At 41.4% G+C, this 19,164-nt stretch carries 19 protein-coding genes; 13 read left to right on the top strand and 6 right to left on the bottom strand.

The window, feature by feature from the left end:
* The first annotated feature begins 103 nt into the window (after positions 1-103).
* Positions 104-955, top strand: coding sequence for a pantoate--beta-alanine ligase (gene panC, locus FR932_RS00720; RefSeq protein WP_019440746.1), 852 nt, complete (start codon positions 104-106; stop codon positions 953-955).
* 200 nt (positions 956-1,155) lie between these two features.
* Positions 1,156-1,536 carry an aspartate 1-decarboxylase gene (panD, locus tag FR932_RS00715; protein WP_019440745.1) on the top strand — a complete coding sequence of 127 codons (381 nt, stop codon included), beginning with the start codon at positions 1,156-1,158 and terminating at the stop codon, positions 1,534-1,536.
* A gap of 352 nt (positions 1,537-1,888) precedes the next feature.
* On the opposite strand, the gene tkt is transcribed toward panD, so the two are convergent.
* On the bottom strand, positions 1,889-3,877 hold the full coding sequence (gene tkt / locus FR932_RS00710; protein WP_019440744.1) for a transketolase: 1,989 nt from the start codon (positions 3,875-3,877) through the stop codon (positions 1,889-1,891).
* 473 nt (positions 3,878-4,350) lie between these two features.
* Between tkt and clcA the strand changes: the two genes are divergently transcribed.
* Positions 4,351-5,745, top strand: coding sequence for a H(+)/Cl(-) exchange transporter ClcA (gene clcA, locus FR932_RS00705; protein WP_019440743.1), 1,395 nt, complete (start codon positions 4,351-4,353; stop codon positions 5,743-5,745).
* Between the two features lie 129 nt (positions 5,746-5,874).
* On the opposite strand, the gene FR932_RS00700 is transcribed toward clcA, so the two are convergent.
* The gene (locus FR932_RS00700) at positions 5,875-6,420 is read right to left on the bottom strand and encodes a YfaZ family outer membrane protein (RefSeq protein WP_019440742.1); all 546 of its coding nucleotides are present in this window, start codon (positions 6,418-6,420) and stop codon (positions 5,875-5,877) included.
* Positions 6,421-6,740: 320 nt separating this feature from the next.
* Between FR932_RS00700 and metK the strand changes: the two genes are divergently transcribed.
* The 4 genes from metK (at position 6,741) to FR932_RS00680 (ending at position 9,894) form a co-directional block, all read left to right on the top strand.
* Positions 6,741-7,892: a methionine adenosyltransferase gene (gene metK, locus FR932_RS00695; RefSeq protein WP_019440741.1), complete on the top strand. Its 1,152-nt coding sequence runs from the start codon at positions 6,741-6,743 to the stop codon at positions 7,890-7,892.
* Positions 7,893-7,976: 84 nt separating this feature from the next.
* The gene (locus FR932_RS00690; protein ID WP_019440740.1) at positions 7,977-8,492 is read left to right on the top strand and encodes a SprT family zinc-dependent metalloprotease; all 516 of its coding nucleotides are present in this window, start codon (positions 7,977-7,979) and stop codon (positions 8,490-8,492) included.
* Between the two features lie 151 nt (positions 8,493-8,643).
* Entirely contained in the window at positions 8,644-8,874 is a 231-nt protein-coding gene (locus tag FR932_RS00685) for a hypothetical protein (RefSeq protein WP_019440739.1), read from the top strand.
* A 261-nt stretch (positions 8,875-9,135) separates the two neighbouring features.
* On the top strand, positions 9,136-9,894 hold the full coding sequence (locus tag FR932_RS00680; RefSeq protein ID WP_019440738.1) for an endonuclease: 759 nt from the start codon (positions 9,136-9,138) through the stop codon (positions 9,892-9,894).
* Positions 9,895-9,921: 27 nt separating this feature from the next.
* Here FR932_RS00680 and FR932_RS00675 read toward each other — a convergent pair whose 3' ends face one another.
* Positions 9,922-10,149: a DUF4160 domain-containing protein gene (locus FR932_RS00675; RefSeq protein WP_019440737.1), complete on the bottom strand. Its 228-nt coding sequence runs from the start codon at positions 10,147-10,149 to the stop codon at positions 9,922-9,924.
* A 237-nt stretch (positions 10,150-10,386) separates the two neighbouring features.
* Here FR932_RS00675 and FR932_RS00670 point away from each other — a divergent pair, with 237 nt between their 5' ends.
* A complete protein-coding gene (locus FR932_RS00670) occupies positions 10,387-11,676 on the top strand; it encodes an alpha/beta fold hydrolase (RefSeq protein ID WP_019440736.1) in 1,290 nt (429 codons plus the stop codon).
* 5 nt (positions 11,677-11,681) lie between these two features.
* Here the strand turns inward: FR932_RS00670 and dsdC are convergent, their stop codons facing one another.
* Positions 11,682-12,620: a DNA-binding transcriptional regulator DsdC gene (dsdC, locus tag FR932_RS00665; protein WP_019440735.1), complete on the bottom strand. Its 939-nt coding sequence runs from the start codon at positions 12,618-12,620 to the stop codon at positions 11,682-11,684.
* A gap of 79 nt (positions 12,621-12,699) precedes the next feature.
* A complete protein-coding gene (locus FR932_RS00660; RefSeq protein ID WP_019440734.1) occupies positions 12,700-14,028 on the bottom strand; it encodes a D-serine ammonia-lyase in 1,329 nt (442 codons plus the stop codon).
* 236 nt (positions 14,029-14,264) lie between these two features.
* Between FR932_RS00660 and rsmE the strand changes: the two genes are divergently transcribed.
* The 5 genes from rsmE to FR932_RS00635 all read left to right on the top strand — a co-directional run bounded on the left by rsmE (position 14,265) and on the right by FR932_RS00635 (position 17,927).
* Positions 14,265-14,996 (top strand): 16S rRNA (uracil(1498)-N(3))-methyltransferase, encoded by a 732-nt coding sequence (gene rsmE, locus FR932_RS00655; protein WP_019440733.1) that lies wholly within the window; start codon positions 14,265-14,267, stop codon positions 14,994-14,996.
* A 10-nt stretch (positions 14,997-15,006) separates the two neighbouring features.
* Positions 15,007-15,960, top strand: a complete 954-nt coding sequence (gene gshB / locus FR932_RS00650) for a glutathione synthase (RefSeq protein ID WP_019440732.1) — start codon at positions 15,007-15,009, stop codon at positions 15,958-15,960.
* A 152-nt stretch (positions 15,961-16,112) separates the two neighbouring features.
* Positions 16,113-16,694, top strand: a complete 582-nt coding sequence (locus FR932_RS00645) for a YqgE/AlgH family protein (RefSeq protein WP_019440731.1) — start codon at positions 16,113-16,115, stop codon at positions 16,692-16,694.
* Positions 16,695-16,727: 33 nt separating this feature from the next.
* The gene (gene ruvX, locus FR932_RS00640; protein ID WP_019440730.1) at positions 16,728-17,174 is read left to right on the top strand and encodes a Holliday junction resolvase RuvX; all 447 of its coding nucleotides are present in this window, start codon (positions 16,728-16,730) and stop codon (positions 17,172-17,174) included.
* A gap of 87 nt (positions 17,175-17,261) precedes the next feature.
* On the top strand, positions 17,262-17,927 hold the full coding sequence (locus tag FR932_RS00635; protein WP_019440729.1) for a Rossmann-fold NAD(P)-binding domain-containing protein: 666 nt from the start codon (positions 17,262-17,264) through the stop codon (positions 17,925-17,927).
* A 67-nt stretch (positions 17,928-17,994) separates the two neighbouring features.
* Here the strand turns inward: FR932_RS00635 and FR932_RS00630 are convergent, their stop codons facing one another.
* Positions 17,995-18,942 carry a LysR family transcriptional regulator gene (locus tag FR932_RS00630; RefSeq protein WP_019440728.1) on the bottom strand — a complete coding sequence of 316 codons (948 nt, stop codon included), beginning with the start codon at positions 18,940-18,942 and terminating at the stop codon, positions 17,995-17,997.
* Positions 18,943-19,164 lie beyond the last annotated feature (222 nt).

Below are 19,164 nucleotides of genomic sequence, written 5' to 3'. Positions count from 1 at the left end.
TCTATCCACGTGTCCGCATAAAGAACGAGGGGTCGATAAGCAAATAACTCAAATTTGCACGCCCCTCTTTCACTATCCCCCTCATTTATTAGGTAATTCATATATGGATATTATTGCAAATATTGACGTGCTGCGAGAGCAAGTTATCGCTTGGCGTCGTCAAGGTCTATCTACCGCATTCGTACCGACTATGGGTAATTTGCATGATGGTCATTTGACCTTGGTAAAAGAAGCGCAGAAATTCGCAGACCGTGTTGTGGTCAGTATTTTTGTTAATCCGATGCAATTTAACCAAGCCACTGATTTAGCAGCCTACCCACGCACCTTAGATGCAGATTGCCGCGCACTGCAGAGTGTTGATACCGATTTAGTCTTCACGCCAAGTCCAGAGCTTATATACCCACACGGTTTAGCGTCACAAACCTTTATTCAAGTACCCGGCATTTCCGAAGTACTTGAAGGAGCACATCGCCCAGGTCATTTTAATGGTGTATCGACTATCGTGGCTAAATTATTTAATTTAGTCCAACCTGATGTGGCTTTATTTGGTGAGAAAGATTTCCAACAACTCGCTCTTATTCGTCACATGGTCGCTGACTTGGCCATGCCGATTCAAATTGTTGGTGTACCAACCGTACGCGAAAAGTCAGGCTTAGCAATGAGCTCTCGTAATGGCCTATTAACTGCTGAAGAGCGTATGATAGCGCCATTATTAGCAGAAGTAATGACGACAATTACTAGCCAAGTGTCAAAGGATACGCAAGCAAATAAAGCCTTAGTCACGCAAGCAACGGCACAGCTTAATGCGGCCGGTTTCAATACCGATGCAATTGATATTGTTGATGCTGATACTTTAGCGACAATCACTAAAGAAACCCAAGAAGCCGTTATTTTAATGGCGGCCTTCTTAGGTAAGGCACGTTTAATCGATAATAAAGTTATTAAGTTAAGCTAATAATCAGCGCAATTAATCGGCCGAACCATCGGATTTAACTGATCGTTAGTACAATTGCGCTAATTAAACAAATACGATACTATGGACGCTGGTACATATTTTGTACGGCATATATGCTCAAAAGACTTTAACATCCACAATCAAGATGTTGAATTATTTGAGTATATTCATAAACTATTAATGGAATGGGTTTTAGAACAATGCAAACCACAATGCTAAAAGGTAAGTTACACCAAGCGCGTGTAACACATGCCGAATTAAACTATGAAGGTTCATGCGCAATCGATCAAGATATGCTTGATGCGTCAGGGATCCTAGAATATGAAGCAATCGATATCTATAACATTGATAATGGTGAGCGCTTTTCAACTTACGCTATCGCTGGCGAACGCGGTTCAAAAATCATTTCAGTGAACGGTGCAGCAGCACGTAAAGCTGCAGTAGGCGATCGCATCATCATCTGTGCTTATGTACGCATGGACAATGAAGAAGCGAAACGACACAAGCCCGACCTCGTTTATCTTGATCAAGGTAATGACATCGTGCGCACAAGTAACGATATTCCAGTACAGGTTGCCTAGTTAGCAAACCAATACGGAATAACAAAAAACCAGCGTGATGCTGGTTTTTTTATGCCTGCCATTTACAACCATCTACATGTTAATACCAATTCCTATAAAGAACTGTACAGAAAAATGCTATTGCTATCGCAAACATACATGGCCATGGATGGCCTTGTCTAAGCGAACAGGGATGTCTTGAGCGGTTTGCAGGAGTAATATCATTTTGATCACTTAATTTTCGGAATTGGTATAAGTACTCAATCATAAATCACAGACAATAAAAAAGAGCACCGCAGCGCTCTTTTGATATCAATATGTGTTACTCATCATAATTAAATCAAGCATAACAAGTATTATGCTTAAGTCATTATTATAGTGATTCAGCCGTTGCAACTACGTTAGCAACAGTGAAACCGAACATTTCAAACAGTTGCTCAGCTGGTGCTGATTCGCCAAATGTTGTCATGCCGATGATAGCACCGTTAAAGCCAGTGTATTTGTGCCAGAAGTCAGCGATACCCGCTTCAACCGCAACACGTTTAACAACGTCTGACGGTAAAACAGATTCGCGGTATGCTGCGTCTTGCTTATCAAATACGTCTGTAGCAGGCATAGATACAACGCGAACCTTACGGCCTTTCGCTGTAAGCTCTGCAGCCGCTTTAGTACAAAGTTCAACTTCAGAACCCGTAGAGATAAGGATAAGTTCTGGTTTGCCATCACAATCTACCAGTGTGTAACCACCTTTAGCAACGTTTGCTAATTGTGCTTCATCACGCGGCATAGGTGCTAGCCCTTGACGGCTGAAGATAAGTGCAGTTGGACCGTCTTTACGTTCAATTGCATGTTTCCAAGCAACTGCTGATTCAACAGAATCACATGGACGCCATGCGCTCATGTTTGGTGTCATACGCAAGCTAGCAATTTGTTCTACCGGCTGATGAGTTGGACCATCTTCACCTAAACCGATTGAATCATGTGTATAAACTTGAATGTTTTGCACTTTCATCAATGCAGCCATACGCATTGCGTTACGCGCATATTCCATGAACATTAGGAATGTAGCACCATAAGCTGTGAAGCCACCGTGTAGAGACATACCGTTGATGATTGCAGTCATACCGAACTCACGTACACCATAGTGTAAGTAGTTACCTGATGCGTCATCCGCAGTGATTGCTTTAGTACCAGACCACATTGTTAAGTTAGATGGCGCTAAATCCGCAGAACCACCAAGTAGTTCAGGTAATAATGTACCAAACTCTTCAATGCAGTTTTGTGATGCTTTACGTGTGGCTACTTTTGCAGAATCAGCTTGTAGCTGCTTAATGTAGTCAGACGTTTTAGTTTCCCAATCCGCTGGTAATTCACCAGAAGTACGACGTGCGTATTCTGCAGCTAGTTCAGGGTATGCCGCTTGATAAGCCGCAAATTTTTCATTCCATGCCGCTTCCGCTTGTGCGCCAGCTTCATTAGCATCCCATTCAGAATAGATATCAGCAGGGATTTCGAATGCAGGGTGTTTCCAACCTAATTTTTCGCGTGTTGCGATAATTTCAGCGTCACCTAGAGGAGCACCATGACAGTCATGCGTACCTTCTTTGTTTGGTGAACCAAAACCGATCACTGTTTTACAACAGATAAGGCTTGGACGTGATGTTTCAGCTTTAGATGCATCAATAGCTGCTTGGATTTCTGCAGGGTTGTGACCATCTACAGAAACAACATGCCAACCGTAAGCTTCAAAACGTTTCACAGTATCGTCTGTGAACCAGCCGTCTACTTCGCCGTCAATTGAAATACCGTTGTCATCCCAGAATGCAACAAGCTTGCCTAGGCCTAATGTGCCAGCAAGTGAACATGCTTCATGTGAGATACCTTCCATTAGGCAACCATCACCTAGGAACGAGTAAGTGTAGTGATCAACAACTTCATGTTCTGGTTTGTTGAACTGTGCTGCTAATGTTTTTTCAGCAATCGCCATACCAACAGCATTAGTAATACCTTGGCCTAACGGGCCAGTCGTTGTTTCGATACCTGGTGCATAACCATATTCAGGGTGACCTGGTGTTTTTGAATGCAGTTGACGGAAGTTTTTCAATTCTTCAATCGGTAATGCATAACCTGTTAGGTGTAGCAGTGAGTAAATAAGCATTGAGCCATGACCGTTTGAAAGAATAAAACGGTCACGGTCAACCCAGTTTGGATTTGCTGGGTTATGGTTTAAATTTTTACGCCATAATACTTCGGCAATATCTGCCATGCCCATAGGTGCGCCTGGATGGCCTGAATTTGCTTGTTGAACTGCGTCCATACTTAGGGCACGAATTGCGTTCGCTAGCTCTTGACGAGTTGGCATATTTTGCTCCTGCTGAAATTAATTTAAAATACTTTTAAGCTGTTATATTGTCATAAAAATATCGTATGTATAACAAGTTTTTTTAGTTTATTTATATTTATCGAATTTATACTTCGCAATTACGCTTTTACATTCTAAGCTAACCACAAGTGGTTTCGAGTGAAAGCATTTTAACACTCAAACGAATTTCAACGTGCACTTTTATTCGTAATTATGTGAGCGCAATACCGAAATAATATTTTTTAATCGTCATTCTTTTTTATTCTACCTATCTAAAAAGAAATACTATCCAAACTGTTTATTCGCTATACTGCTTTGGCATTGCTCCTCCACAACGATTTAACTAAAAACTATTACACAACGATAATAAATAACGCGATAATTCCGCTATATTACCTTGCGCTAACACCTAGTTTTTACAACTCGACTCGGGCTATTTGCATTCTTATCACGCGAACAGGTGGCACAAGAAAATGGCTAAATCACCCAGTCTCACATTTTTTAAAACCGCATTACGTAAGCACCGTACCAACCCTAAATTACTTTCAGCCAAACATGACTATATTGTCTTACCGATCATTTCAGCCCTCGTCGGCGCAATGACAGGCTTAATGATCGCCCTATTTGAAGCGGCCATACTCTGGACTAATAACCAACGCTTGCAAATATTTAATCCTTTAGACCTGCCGCCGAGTCTCAACGTAGTGTTAATCATGTTGTTAAGCGGTGTCATGGTGGGTTTATCCTTTTGGCTCACCTTACGCTTTGCTCCTGAAGCATCTGGCAGTGGCATTACCCATATTGAAGGTGCACTTGATGATATGTATGACATTCGTTGGCGACGTTTATTACCGGTAAAATTAGTTGCTGGTACATTAGCAATTGCCTCAGGGATGATTTTTGGTCGTGCTGGTCCTGCGATTCAAATCGGTGGGACTGTGGGTCGTATGTTTGCCGATACCGCTAAACGCTATACCAATTCTACCCACATTCTGGTGGCAGCAGGGGCTGCTGCAGGTCTTGCCGCCGTGTTTAACGCCCCGCTCGCCGGTATCTTATTTGTGATTGAAGAGATGCGTCCGCATTTTCGCTATAACATGACTTCGATTAAATGTGTGACACTCGCAGCAGCGATGGCGACCATTGTCATGCGCGCTGTACATGGTCAAGATGCCGTGATGCCCCTCGTCCACTTTGATGTGCCACCACTAACTTCACTGTGGTTATTTCTATTATTAGGCAGTATTTTTGGGGTCATCGGTGTCTATTTCAATCGTTGGATAATCAGTAGCACTAAACTGTTAAAACGAAAGCAGGCTAATAAGATGAGCCGGATTATTATTACCGGCATTTTGTTTGGTTGCTTGTTTGCATTACTACAGTCATTTGCACCTGATACCGCGGGTAATGGTCGAGACTTGATGGTGCGCATGCTCCAAGAACCCAGTACCTGGGCTATTCTAGTGGGTCTATTTGTGATCCGTTTATTTGGCACCATCGCTTGTTTTGCATCTGGTGCGCCGGGCGGCGTATTCACCCCGATGCTGACATTAGGCACTTTATTTGGTTTAGCTTTTGGTGTGGTCGCAGCCGAATTATTCCCTAGCTTTGTGGCAGAACCGACGGTTTATGCAATAGCAGGAATGGGCGCATTATTTGCGGCAACCGTGAGAGCACCTGTTACAGGGATAGTATTAGTGGTGGAAATGACCGACAGTTACGAGCTTATTTTACCTTTACTCATCACCTGCCTTGGCGCGACGTTTGTCGCGCAAGCTATCGGTGGCAAGCCACTTTATGCAGAGTTATTAAAACTGTCGTTACCTAAAGAACCCGTTATCGATGACAAAGAAAAGATATTGCAGTAACAACTCCTAGGAGCGTGAACTAAGTGACAGCCTGTATCTCAGAAACAACAAAAGCACCTATTAGGTGCTTTTGTACGTGCTAGTAGCTCGATATTATTTAACAAGCGACTAGATGCTAAGTTTAAATACTTAGAATACCCAAGCTAAACCAAATAGAAAGTCACTTGTTAGACGTTCTTCTGGCATTTTCTCGTATTCAACCGTTGTGTAGTTATACTCAGCAAATAAAGTTGCTGTTGGTATTAATGCATAACTAGCACGGAAAACCCACTGAGAATAGTTTTCAGTATCACCAAACGCAAGGATTTCAGGGCTGTAATGAAATTCAGCTTCTAAGCTAAATTCTTCAGTAAGGCGTAAACCACCTAAGCCACCAAATGCCAATGCATAGCCATCGCCATTATCATTATCCATTCGCATTGCTTTAGCACCAAGCTCAAAGAATGTCGCACCTGCATCTTGGAACGCATAAAGACCAGTATCAACAGTATAACCATTATCGATAGTCTGTAGGAAGTCACCTTTAATTTTAAGTGCTTCTTGCATTTCAACATCATAACCCAGAACAATATTGTCGTTATTAAAGGCAAGCGAAACGTTTGATGCAGCACTAGTAAAACTAGTAAAGCTAGCAAGTAATCCGGCAGTGATAACTAATGATTTTTTCAATGACACTTTATTCTTCCCAATAGCAAATGAGCGTAATTACATTTAATGATAGTAAGCGATTATTTATTTTCAGTTAAAAAACTGCCGCCACTTCATACTTTTAATACTTTCGTACTATGCTACTGCATATTTGCTGTTTATAACATATATACATAAATAAAATTCCGCTGAAAACAGTAAATTTAAACAATTTAATAATAAATGTGGCCTAGGGTCTATCTTAATACTGCCAAAATAGATTAGAATAGCCGTCTAGATGTTAAAACTTCTACACATATGAACGTATATTACGTCGCTTGTGTTTAAATAAAGAGAGAATTAAAACCATGGCTAAACATTTGTTTACCTCTGAGTCAGTATCAGAAGGTCATCCTGATAAAATTGCAGACCAAATCTCCGATGCTGTACTTGATGCAATCATCGCTCAAGACCCGAAAGCACGCGTAGCCTGTGAGACTTATGTTAAAACCGGTATGGTTATGGTTGGCGGCGAAGTAACGACTGACGCGTGGGTTGATATTGAAGAGATCACACGTAAAACAGTTCGTGAAATCGGTTACATAAACTCAGAAATGGGGTTTGACGCTGATTCTTGTGCTGTATTAAACACAATTGGTAAACAGTCTCCTGATATTAATCAAGGTGTTGACCGTGATGACCCACTAGAACAAGGCGCTGGTGACCAAGGTTTAATGTTTGGTTATGCAAACAATGAAACTGAAGAGTTAATGCCTGCACCTATTACTTACTCTCACAAACTGGTGAAACGCCAAGCCGAAGTGCGTAAAAGTGGCACACTACCTTGGCTACGCCCTGATGCAAAAAGCCAAATCACATTTGCTTATGACGACGGTAAAATTGTAGGTATCGATGCTGTTGTGCTTTCAACTCAGCATTCTGAAGATATCAAACAAGCAGACCTTGTTGAAGCTGTGATGGAAACAATCATCAAGCCAGTACTACCTGAGCAATGGTTAACGAAAGACACTAAATTCTTCATCAATCCAACTGGCCGTTTTGTTATCGGTGGCCCAGTAGGCGATTGTGGTCTAACTGGTCGTAAAATTATCGTTGATACATACGGCGGCATGGCTCGTCACGGTGGCGGCGCATTCTCTGGTAAAGATCCATCAAAAGTAGATCGCTCAGCAGCATACGCAGCACGTTATGTAGCTAAAAACATCGTAGCGGCTGGCCTAGCTGACCGTTGTGAAATCCAAGTTTCTTACGCGATCGGTGTTGCTGAACCAACATCAATTTCTGTTGAAACATTCGGCACTGGTAAAGTAAGTGAAGAACTACTGACTAAACTGGTTCGCGAACATTTCGAATTACGTCCACACGGTCTAATCGAAATGCTAGATCTTAAACGCCCTATTTACCAAAACACGGCTGCTTATGGTCACTTCGGTCGTAGTGAATTCTCTTGGGAAGCGACAGATAAAGCTGAAATCCTACGTGATGCAGCAGGTCTTTAATCACTTTTAATTAGACAGTTTAATTAGACAGTGAGAGGCGCTTTTGGTAATTTAACCAAAGCGCCTTTTTTATAGATATCGATAATGTCTAACGACTTAAAACAAGTAAATTCAACAGCCCAAATGCTAGAACAATTAGTATTAGACAAGATCGCCGCCTGTTATCAGCAAGCCGAAGAACGCTTAAACCAAACGTTCCCCCGCCCCATTATTAATTTCAAGCAACGTGGAAAAGCAGCCGGTAGTGCCAGATTACAAACCAATGAATTACGTTTTAATGCCATTTTATTGCAAGAAAACCAACAACACTTTATAACGCATACCGTCCCACATGAAGTCGCCCATCTATTAACGTATCAACTTTATGGTCGGACTAAACCACACGGTAAAGAATGGCAGCAAATAATGAATCAAATATTTGATCTCGCAGCCAAAACGACACACCAGTACGATGTCGCCAGTGTGAAAGGCAAAACTTTTACCTATGTTTGTCAGTGCACAGACCATCAACTCACGATTCGACGTCATAATAAAATTATGCGTGATAATATCAAATATATTTGTCGTTTATGCAAGAAAAGTTTAACCATAAAATATTAAATCATATTTAATAACAATAAGTTAACTTAAGCCTGAAGAAGTGACAACTTGTTTGATAATAATCTGAAAAATTAACTTATATAGGTGTATTTATCTAATTTCATCAGATAAAATAACCCTATACATACCATTGTGATTAGGAAGTTAGGTTATGACTCACACGTTAGATACTGCGAAATCAACCGATTATGAAATGGAAAAACTGATAACAGCAGTTTTAAAGCGCAACACCAGTCAAGCAGAGCAAATTGCTCGTAGTCTTGATCTGAATGCTTTATCAATTTCTCAACGTATTTTCATGGCAAAATCCGGTGTGTTAAAAGAAAAAATGTTATTAGATTCAGATATCGCAGTGCGTTACGCGGCCTCTCGCGCTAACTAATCACCTCGAACTCGAATCTAAAGAGCAGTTGTTTTATCCTCTGCTCTTTTTTTATGCCTGATTTTTACCCCTCGCTTTATCCTGCATTATTATATCTTGATAATATCTAATCTAGATCACCTATCGAACGCATTAAACTCTTGCATATAAAAACAGTCGTACGTAAAAATAGTCACACGCAAATTCATCCCCACTTCACGATCCTATCGCCTTGTTTTAGCTGTGCTACAATGTTGAATTATTACATTGGAGCAGCCTGTAATGTTAAAACAACTCACTATTATGGTTATATCAACCACATTATTAATCCCTTCATTCTCCTATGCATCTGACAACGGCAATCAAACTAACCAATCTTTTAGCAAAGCCAAAAAAATGCTTGAACGAGAGATTTATACACAAGTACCGAAACTGACTATCTATTGTCAGGCCGATTTTAATAAAAAAAAGCAGATCACTGATCACAATGGCTTTACATCAACAAAGCATGTAAAGCGTCAAGCAAAAGTAGAATGGGAACATGTTGTACCTGCGGAGAACTTCGGGCGTAATTTTAGTGAATGGCGTGAAGGTAATAGCGTCTGTGTGAACAGCAAAGGTAAGCACTTTAAAGGCCGCCGTTGTGCCGAGAAAGTAAATATCCCTTACCGTTATATGCAAGCGGATATGTACAACCTCTATCCAGCTATTGGTGCTGTAAATGCCCTGCGCAGTAACTATAATTTTGCATCTCAGGTATCAGCCGAGAAGAATCAATTCGGCAGCTGTCCCATCAAAATTAACAACAAAACAGTACAGCCACCAAACTATGCCAAAGGTGAAATAGCCCGCGCGTATCTGTATATGGAATCAGTTTATCCTGAATACAAAATAGGTAGACAGAAACGTGAATTGCAAGCCTGGGATAAACAATATCCGGTAACGGCAAGCGAATGTCGACGCACTCAGTTAATCGAAAGCTTACAAGGTAACGAAAACCGAGTGGTAAAATCTGCCTGTTTAGATCGTGGATTATGGTAACTAGGTCGGTAGATGCAGGTCTATAAATTAACTAACCTGATTCCATTCTAGCTGTAATCGCTGGTAGTTAACACCAATCCATTTTTGTAGTGCATATAACTGCTTAAAAGGGATGACACCACTGATGACACTGCCGTCAGCAATCGCGACACGGCAGTTTCTTTCTTTATATTGCGCTAATACATGCGGTATATTCACTTTACTTGGATGACCGACCTGGGTTGAAATACCAAGAAATATTGTACTCGACGCCATGAGTGACCTTTAATATAACATCTAATTTTTAGTGATTATCGATAATTAATACTAAAAATGAAGAGCAAAAATAAATATATTAGTAAAAAAAATGCCTAGTTAACGCTAATTTTATAAGCTTTATACATCATAACTACCTTCCTTAATTACCTAAATTGCTAGCTGTCATTAATACTTAACGCTAATTTAAGGTTACAATGCCCTACATAATTACTTTATTGCGAACAAAGGATTGCCATGAAAATTGATCTCACATTAAGCGGCTTAGTTGCACAAAAGCACACATTTACCTTACCGCTTGATTACAACAAGCCTGACGGTGACAGCATTAACGTCTTTGTACGTGAACTCGTCGCGCCAAATAAACAAGATCAAGACCTCCCATATTTGGTCTATTTTCAAGGTGGTCCTGGCTTTGGCGCTGTACGTCCAATGGCTAATGGCGGCTGGATCAAGCGGGCATTACAAGAATATCGCGTATTGCTGTTAGATCAACGTGGTACAGGGTTATCAACACCGATAAGCTCAGTGAGTCTTGCGCACTTAACACCAAGTGAACAAGCTAACTACCTCACCCATTTCCGTGCTGATAATATTGTCCGTGATGCTGAAGCGATACGCGCACAATTATCACCGTTTAATACCTGGAGTATTATTGGCCAAAGCTTTGGTGGTTTCTGTGTATTACGTTATTTAACTGCCGCGCCAGAAGGGCTAACACAAGCTTTTGTGACTGGCGGATTACCTTCATTAACACGTCCTGCTACCGAAGTTTACCAAGCAACTTATAAACGTGTACTCGCAAAAAATAACGACTTCTTTAACCGTTTTAGTGACGCGCAAGATCTTGTCACTGCACTAGCAACGCACATTATCGAACACGATACTTATCTTGCCACAGGCGAGAAATTGACTGTTGAAATGTTGCAACTGCTTGGCGTTAATATTGGCATGGAAGAAGGCCCTGAAGCGGTTTATTATTTACTTGAACAAGCTCTTATGAGTACGCCAAGTGGCACACAAGTTAATCCACTGTTCTTAGCGCAGTTCTGTCAGTTCCTTGATTTTAATACCAACCCGATTTTTGCCGTGCTGCATGAATCTATCTATTGTCAGCAACAAGCATCAAACTGGGCTGCGCATACTGTGCGTGCTGATTATGATGAATTTAATTATCAACCGGGCCAGCCGTTCTTATTCACTGGCGAGATGATTTACCCATGGATGTTCGAGCAGTTTAATAACTTAAAACCACTGCAAGCAGCGGCGCAACAGTTGGCTGGTAAACAAGATTGGTCAGATCTTTACGATCTTGATGTCCTTAAAAACAACCAAGTACCAGTGGCAGCAGCTATCTATAGCGAAGACATGTATGTAGAAATGCAATACAGCCTAGAAACCGCCGCGCGTGTTAATAACCTCAAATACTGGTTAACGTCAGAGTTCGAACACAACGGTATTCGTATGGACGGTGATAAAGTACTAAGTAAACTTATCGACCTAAATAATGGCGTTACGCTGCGCTAACCACATCATTGAAACTTTTCAGCCTGCTGTTGTAACCAAGCTAATAACACCTTAACGCGCGGGTTAGGTGTTATGTCTGCGCTATATACCGCGTGATATTGATACGTGGCAGGGCTGATAAGCCCAGGAAAGGGCGCGATTAACTCACCACTGCGTAAATGTTTATCGACTAGACGCTTACGGCCAATCGCCAAGCCAGCATTATTGATCGCAGCGACCATTGCCAAATCAGAGCGATCAAAACTTAAACCGCGATTATAATTAACCCCACTTATTTGATGACGCTCCACCCAGTCTAACCATTCGGCATTATAAGCCGCCTGTGGCCAAGCTTTACAATCATGCAATAAACTGCAATGACGAATATTGTCGGGGTTATCAATTAGGTTGTGTAACTCAGCATAAGCCGGAGAACAGACAGGAGTGACTTCTTCTGACATGAGTTCAATGTTGGATAATCCCGGAAAAGGCCCCGAGGTATAATAAAGCGCAACATCAATAAATTCGGTTTGAAAATTAATATCATCATTACCGGTAAGAATATCCAGCTGAATAGCCGGATATTGGCGGTGAAAGTCATGGATCCGTGGCACCAACCAGCACAGTGAAATAGACGGTCGGGCATAAATGGTCAAACGACCAGAAAGTTCATTACTACGAATATCATTCAGCTCTTCATCCAACGCCGTAAACAATTGCTCGCAACTGCGGCATAAACGCGCCCCCTCGCCCGTCAATTTAAGCTGTTTATGCAAACGATGAAACAGCTTAAACCCCAGCTCTTGCTCCAATTTGGCAATGCGATGACTCACGGCACTTGGGGTGAGACACAAAACCTCCGCCGCTTGGGTAAATGAGCCGTACTGCGCTGCTTTAACAAAAGTATCCAGATTGGCTAATTGACTACCGCTAAATTTTTTATGACTGCCAAATGTTAATTCCATTACTAATACATATCCATTATAAACAAAACCGAGTCCTAAGAGGCCGTCGTTGAATTTAACAGATCATATATAAAAATGCTCAGCTTTTAGCTTGTTGTAAATAAGCAGTCATTTCCGACTCTGGCACCATGCCACCGCCAGTAGCCCAGACTAAATGGGTCGCATTCGCTAATTTATCATCAAGTTGCATTCGAGCAAGGTAATCAGCATTATTGGTCACATGGACAATACCAGGCATGCCAGCCAATGCCGAGGGTTCTAATTTAAGCTGTTCAGTCTCATGTATCAGCCCTAATAACTGATACATGTCAGCATCTGTTAAGGTGATATAGCCATCTAACATTCGCTCCATTGCTTTACCAATAAAACCCGAAGCACGACCAACAGCAAGACCATCTGCAGCAGTCACATTATCTATACCCAGATCTTGCACCGAGATCTGATCATGCAGCCCAGTATAAACGCCTAACAACATACACGGTGAATGAGTCGGTTCGGCAAAAATACAATGCACATGATCGCCAAAAGCTAATTTAAGACCAAACGCAACACCACCAGGGCCGCCACCAACACCACAAGGTAAATAAACAAATAACGGATGCTCGGCATCAACAAGAATCTCTTGTTCATCAAACTGCTGCTTTAAACGCTCTCCAGCAACGGCATAACCTAAGAACAACGACGTCGAACTTTCATCATCTATAAAATGACAGAACGGGTCTTGCAATGCATCTTCACGCCCCTGTTCAACCGCAACACTGTAGTCAGATTGATACTCAACCACATTCACACCATGCTGACGCAAGCGATCTTTTTTCCACTGCCTTGCATCAGCAGACATATGCACGCTAACCTGAAAGCCTAAACTGGCACCTATAATACCAATTGATAACCCTAAGTTGCCTGTTGAGCCGACTGCAATTTTATATTGACTGAAGAATGACTTAAATTGTGGCGAATTAATTTTATTGTAATCATCATCGACACGCAATATACCCGCTGATATCGCCAATTTTTCTGCATGCTGCAGTACTTCATAAATACCACCACGCGCTTTAATTGAGCCTGATATTGGCAATTGTGCATCAAGTTTAATCATCATGCGACCAAGTAAATCAACCTGATAGTGTTTGCCTAACGCCGCTTGCATCAAGGGTATAGCCTGCAACGGAGACTCTATAATACCGTTACGTTCTTGTGTTTCAGGAAATGCCTGACATAAAAAAGGCGCAAAACGTAATAGGCGACCACTGGCATCTTGTACATCAAGCGCGGTTAAGCCAACATAAGGTAAAGCCTCGACATAGCTTGTTACCTTCGGATTAAACCAACTCAGCGGTTGCAGATCTATCAGTAATTCCAGCAATGGAAACTCATTGATGAGTTGTATTATTCGCGTATTGTTCATCACATGCTCTTCATTAAACGATTAAAAATAGTATGCATTGACTCTGCTAGTACAAACAAAGGATCAATTTTTAGCCTTAGGATGAATTTGTCGATGGCATAAATGAGACAAGCATCACCTCGAAGACAGCGTCCATAAGCAACTATTTTTTTTGTTAGCCGATAAATTTCATCTGCTCATAAAAAAAGTGGGTATAATCATTTTATTAACTACATATTTAAATAAAGGTAACCAGCATGCGTCATCCTCGCATCTTCGAATCAGGCGAACTAATCGTAGGTTCTAGTTTTGAATTATCACCAGACGGCGCAGGCCATGTTGGTCGTGTACTACGCATGACAACGGGTGATACGCTCACTTTATTTAACGGTAAAGGTGGCCAATACCAAGCCACAATTGAACAAACCACAAAAAAATCAGTGACAGTTCAGATTGACGAATTCCAAGATATTAACAGTGAATCACCATTAAAGATCCACCTTGGTCAAGCGATCTCGCGTGGCGAAAAAATGGATTTCACCATTCAAAAATCGGTCGAATTGGGTGTAACAACCATCACACCACTGTTTAGTGAGCGTTGTGGTGTTAAGTTATCTGGCGAACGTTTAGAGAAAAAAGTACAGCAATGGCAAAAAATTGTCATTTCTGCGTGCGAACAAAGTGGCCGTAACTTCGTGCCGCAAGTATTAGCACCAAAACAGTTAAAAGACTGGGCAGCAGAACAAACTACAGAACTTAAATTAAATCTGCACCCACGCGCAAAATACAGCATTAACACCTTGCCCGAGCCTACTAATGGCGTGCGTTTGTTGATTGGTCCTGAAGGCGGTTTATCTGCGGATGAAATCAGCATGACAGAGCAATTTAACTTTGAAGAAACGTTATTAGGTCCTCGAGTATTACGAACAGAAACAGCAGCATTAACGGCGATCACCGCACTACAATGCCGCTTTGGCGATTTAGGATAGGATAAATAATATGACAATTAAACTTGGCATCGTGATGGATCCCATTGCAGACATCAACATTAAAAAAGACTCTAGCTTTGCAATGTTAATGGAAGCGCAAAACCGTGGTTACGAACTTTTCTACATGGAAATGCAAGACCTATTTATGCTTGAAGGCCGTGCATATGCTGCGTCTCGTTCATTGAAAGTACAACAAGACCCAGCAAACTGGTACGAACTAGGTGAAGAAACTAACCACCTAATTTCAGATTTAGACGTAGTATTAATGCGTAAAGATCCTCCATTCGATACTGAATTTGTGTACGCTACTTACATGCTTGAACGCGCAGAAGACGAAGGCACGTTAATCGTTAACAAACCGCAAAGTCTACGTGATGCAAATGAAAAACTGTACACAGCATGGTTTAGCGAATTCACGCCAACAACGCTAGTAACACGTCGTAAAGACAAATTACGTGCGTTCCATAACGAACACAAAGACGTGATCTTAAAGCCATTAGATGGCATGGGCGGCGCATCAATCTTCCGTCTTAACGAACAAGATAAAAACGTTAGCGTGATCATCGAAACACTGACTGAACACGAAACGCGTTACTGCATGGCACAAAAATTCATCCCAGATATTAAAGATGGCGACAAACGTATCTTAGTAATCGATGGTGAACCAGTACCGTATTGCCTAGCTCGTATCCCAGCAAGTGGTGAAACGCGCGGTAATATCGCAGCTGGCGGTCGTGGTGTAGCACGCCCATTGTCTGAAAGTGATTGGAAAATTGCTAAAGCATTAGGTCCTAAGTTAAAAGAAAAAGGCCTGATCTTTGTTGGCCTAGACGTGATTGGCGACAAGCTAACTGAAATCAACGTCACTAGCCCTACTTGTATTCGTGAAATCGAAGCAGCCTATGATGTAAGCATCACAGGCATGTTGATGGATGCAATTGAAGTACGTTTAAATAAAGCTTAATTTACCTGCGGCTCTTTAATCACTAGCCAAATAAAGAGCCAAGCTAAACTTAAAAAAAGCATAAAATAAATCATAGCTTATCGTGAATTTCACCGCTTAAGCTATGATTGTCTGCCATAATAAATTCACTGCTAACAACAAAAGATAGGCCTATGGACTCTTTACAAGATCACTTCCTTATCGCAATGCCAAGCATGAAAGATGGTATTTTTGAACGCTCTGTTATCTATATTTGTGAGCATAACAACGAAGGTGCGATGGGTATCATCATCAACCTACCCGTCAATATTTCTATCGACGAGTTGTTATCACAAACTATTGAAGCTGATCTTGACGATGAAACAGCCGCACCAGCAGAGCCTAAACAAGCCATCGACAAGCCGGTATTTAAAGGCGGTCCCGTATCTGAAGACCGTGGTTTTGTATTACATACTGCCTATCCAGGTTTTAGCTCGAGTTTACAAATCAATGATGAATTGATGATCACGTCATCACTTGATGTATTAGCCACACTAGGCACCAACAAACAACCTGACAATTACATCGTCGCGTTAGGTTATTCCGGTTGGACTAAAGGCCAGTTAGAGCAAGAAATAGCAGACAACAGTTGGTTAACCATTAATGCCGACGAAAATATTCTATTTAACGTGCCCGTACACCAACGTTGGGAACAGGCCGTGCAGAAAATAGGTATCGACGTCAGCCAATTATCTAGTCAGGTAGGACACGCTTAATCTAAGTAATTAAAAGTGCCTACGGAGAAGAATATGAGTAACGCAGAAAGCGGACAAAGAACCTTACTTGGTTTTGATTTCGGAACAAAAAGTATTGGTATTGCTGTTGGCCAAGAGATCACTGGCACAGCCCGCCCGCTTGTGGCTTTTAAAGCCAATGACGGTATTCCAGATTGGGATTTGATCGAGCAACAAATTAAAGAATGGCAACCGGATCTTGTTATCGTTGGTAAACCACTTAACATGGACGGTACCGAACAAGAGATCACCAAGCGTGCAATCAAGTTCGCTAACCGCTTAACCGGTCGTTTTAATGTTAAAACAGAAATGCATGACGAACGTCTAACAACCAAAGATGCCAAAGCTCGTTTATTTGAAGAAGGCGGTTTTAAAGCCCTACAAAAAGGCGCGATTGATAGTGCTTCAGCAATGATTATCTTAGAAGGCTGGATGGAATCACAATACGGCGCAGAGCTGTAAGCTTAGCGATTTATAGCACCATTCTTCATTACGCCCAAGTTAATAACACCAATGGTAATTACACCGGACATTCATAAAGGAAGCTCCATGAAAAACGTCATTATTGTTGGTGCTACAGGCGCAACAGGCAATCAATTAATGCAGCAGTTAATCAATGAACCGACTGTTGAGAATATCTATGTTGTCCATTATCGCAAAACCGCTTTTGCACACCTCGATAAAGTCACCGAGTTTACGCTTGATTTAGCCCAGTTTAATACGCTAGACATCACCAATGACATAGCCGCTGAGATTGATTGTGCTTACTGTTGCCTAGGTACAACGCGTAAAAAGGCTGGTTCATTAGCCGCATTCAGACAAGTAGATAAAGACTATATTGTTAACTTTGGTACTTGGGTAGCAACGAATACCAAGGCGCAACTACATGTCATCAGTGCTGTTGGTGCCAATGCTAAATCAGCAAGTAGTTACTTACAAACTAAAGGCGAAACAGAGCAGTTATTACGTCAATTACCGCTTACCGCACTATACCTTTATCAGCCAACACTGTTACACGGTAAGCGTGACGAATTCAGATTAATGGAAGCTGTCGCTTATTACCCACTAGCCATATTATCTCTGCTACCTTTGCCGCTATTAAAGCAGCAAAAGCCGATAGCCATCGACCAACTTGCCAATGCTATGTATCAGCTTAGCCAGCAAGTCACAGATGGCCACCACGTCATTAGCAGCTTAGAGATCCAACAGTATTAACTTATTTTATAAGTGCTAACAAGGGTTCCAGTACTGACTAAATAACTGCAACTATTATTGTCTGCATCTATTTATTGTCAGCACGTAGCTCCGTTGCCGCTTCAAGCACTAGCTGACGGAACCAAATATGGCTGGCGTCATGATGTAATAGCGGACTCCAGATCATCTTTAATTCAATATTAGGGATCGGAAATGGTGGTTCAAGCAGAGTATAATCACTGTTATTTTCATGAATAAGCGCAGCCTGCGTCGGTAATGTAGCAATCAATTCATCTTGCAGCGCCAATTGCATCGCGACATTATAGTTACGGGTAAATACCTTAATATCACGTTTCTTGCCTAAACGATTTAATGCTTCATCAACCCAACCTAATTTTTGCACATCATGTGGATTCATGCCCACACCAACGCCAAAACCAGTCTTCGATACCCACACGTGTTTTGATGCTAAGTAATGATTCAAATTAAATTTATTTACGATCGGATTGTCTGCATTCATCATGCAGGTAAATGAATCATGCCATAAGGTTTTTTGATAAAACGATTGTGGTAATTCATCAAAACGGTTGATCGCCATATCAATCTTGCCTTCCTCTACATCATGGAAGGTCACATCAGACGGCGTCATAATATCGACCGTCATGTTTGGCGCGACTTTACTTAACTTACTCAGCAGTCGTGGGATCAGCGTCGATTCGGCATAGTCACTGGCCATGATACGAAACACCCGATGACTACTTTGATCAAATTCTTTTTCTTCTTGTAAGGCTTCTTCAAGTTCGAGTAATAGCTTTCTGATCACCGGGGCTAATTTACGCGCCTTTTCAGTCGGGGTCATACCGCCAGAGGTGCGAACTAAAACAGGATCGTCCAGCAGAGTCCGTAATCGGCGTAAACCATTACTCATTGCTGGTTGGGTAATATTAAGCATACTCGCCGCGCGGGTAACGTTCTTTTCACGCAGTAGAACATCGAAGTAAATCAATAAATTAAGATCAATCCCTGATATATTCATAAAATAAATACCTACAATAAAAAATTAATAAAACATTAATGAGACAACACTAATTAAGCCACAAAAATCTGACACACCGTCACTTACAGCCAATATCTAACCACTTCAACCAGAATACACCATAAATAAGGCAAATTAACAGCTACCGGTATTCACAATGTGAATGACGACTATAAAAATTATAAACTAACTAAATATCAATTGATCGTTTAATATTAACTC

The sequence above is a fragment of the Moritella marina ATCC 15381 genome (assembly GCF_008931805.1).
GTDB classification, from domain to species: domain Bacteria; phylum Pseudomonadota; class Gammaproteobacteria; order Enterobacterales; family Moritellaceae; genus Moritella; species Moritella marina.
The sequence above is the reverse complement of the archived record's forward strand: the minus strand, read 5'-3'. Positions and strand labels throughout refer to the sequence as shown.

Coding starts and splice junctions, on each gene's coding strand:
- panC (WP_019440746.1), top strand. CDS start 104: ATGGATATTATTGCAAATATTGACGTGCTGCGAGAGCAAGTTATCGCT.
- panD (WP_019440745.1), top strand. CDS start 1,156: ATGCAAACCACAATGCTAAAAGGTAAGTTACACCAAGCGCGTGTAACA.
- tkt (WP_019440744.1), bottom strand. CDS start 3,877: ATGCCAACTCGTCAAGAGCTAGCGAACGCAATTCGTGCCCTAAGTATG.
- clcA (WP_019440743.1), top strand. CDS start 4,351: ATGGCTAAATCACCCAGTCTCACATTTTTTAAAACCGCATTACGTAAG.
- metK (WP_019440741.1), top strand. CDS start 6,741: ATGGCTAAACATTTGTTTACCTCTGAGTCAGTATCAGAAGGTCATCCT.
- FR932_RS00690 (WP_019440740.1), top strand. CDS start 7,977: ATGTCTAACGACTTAAAACAAGTAAATTCAACAGCCCAAATGCTAGAA.
- FR932_RS00685 (WP_019440739.1), top strand. CDS start 8,644: ATGACTCACACGTTAGATACTGCGAAATCAACCGATTATGAAATGGAA.
- FR932_RS00680 (WP_019440738.1), top strand. CDS start 9,136: ATGTTAAAACAACTCACTATTATGGTTATATCAACCACATTATTAATC.
- FR932_RS00675 (WP_019440737.1), bottom strand. CDS start 10,149: ATGGCGTCGAGTACAATATTTCTTGGTATTTCAACCCAGGTCGGTCAT.
- FR932_RS00670 (WP_019440736.1), top strand. CDS start 10,387: ATGAAAATTGATCTCACATTAAGCGGCTTAGTTGCACAAAAGCACACA.
- dsdC (WP_019440735.1), bottom strand. CDS start 12,620: ATGGAATTAACATTTGGCAGTCATAAAAAATTTAGCGGTAGTCAATTA.
- FR932_RS00660 (WP_019440734.1), bottom strand. CDS start 14,028: ATGAACAATACGCGAATAATACAACTCATCAATGAGTTTCCATTGCTG.
- rsmE (WP_019440733.1), top strand. CDS start 14,265: ATGCGTCATCCTCGCATCTTCGAATCAGGCGAACTAATCGTAGGTTCT.
- gshB (WP_019440732.1), top strand. CDS start 15,007: ATGACAATTAAACTTGGCATCGTGATGGATCCCATTGCAGACATCAAC.
- FR932_RS00645 (WP_019440731.1), top strand. CDS start 16,113: ATGGACTCTTTACAAGATCACTTCCTTATCGCAATGCCAAGCATGAAA.
- ruvX (WP_019440730.1), top strand. CDS start 16,728: ATGAGTAACGCAGAAAGCGGACAAAGAACCTTACTTGGTTTTGATTTC.
- FR932_RS00635 (WP_019440729.1), top strand. CDS start 17,262: ATGAAAAACGTCATTATTGTTGGTGCTACAGGCGCAACAGGCAATCAA.
- FR932_RS00630 (WP_019440728.1), bottom strand. CDS start 18,942: ATGAATATATCAGGGATTGATCTTAATTTATTGATTTACTTCGATGTT.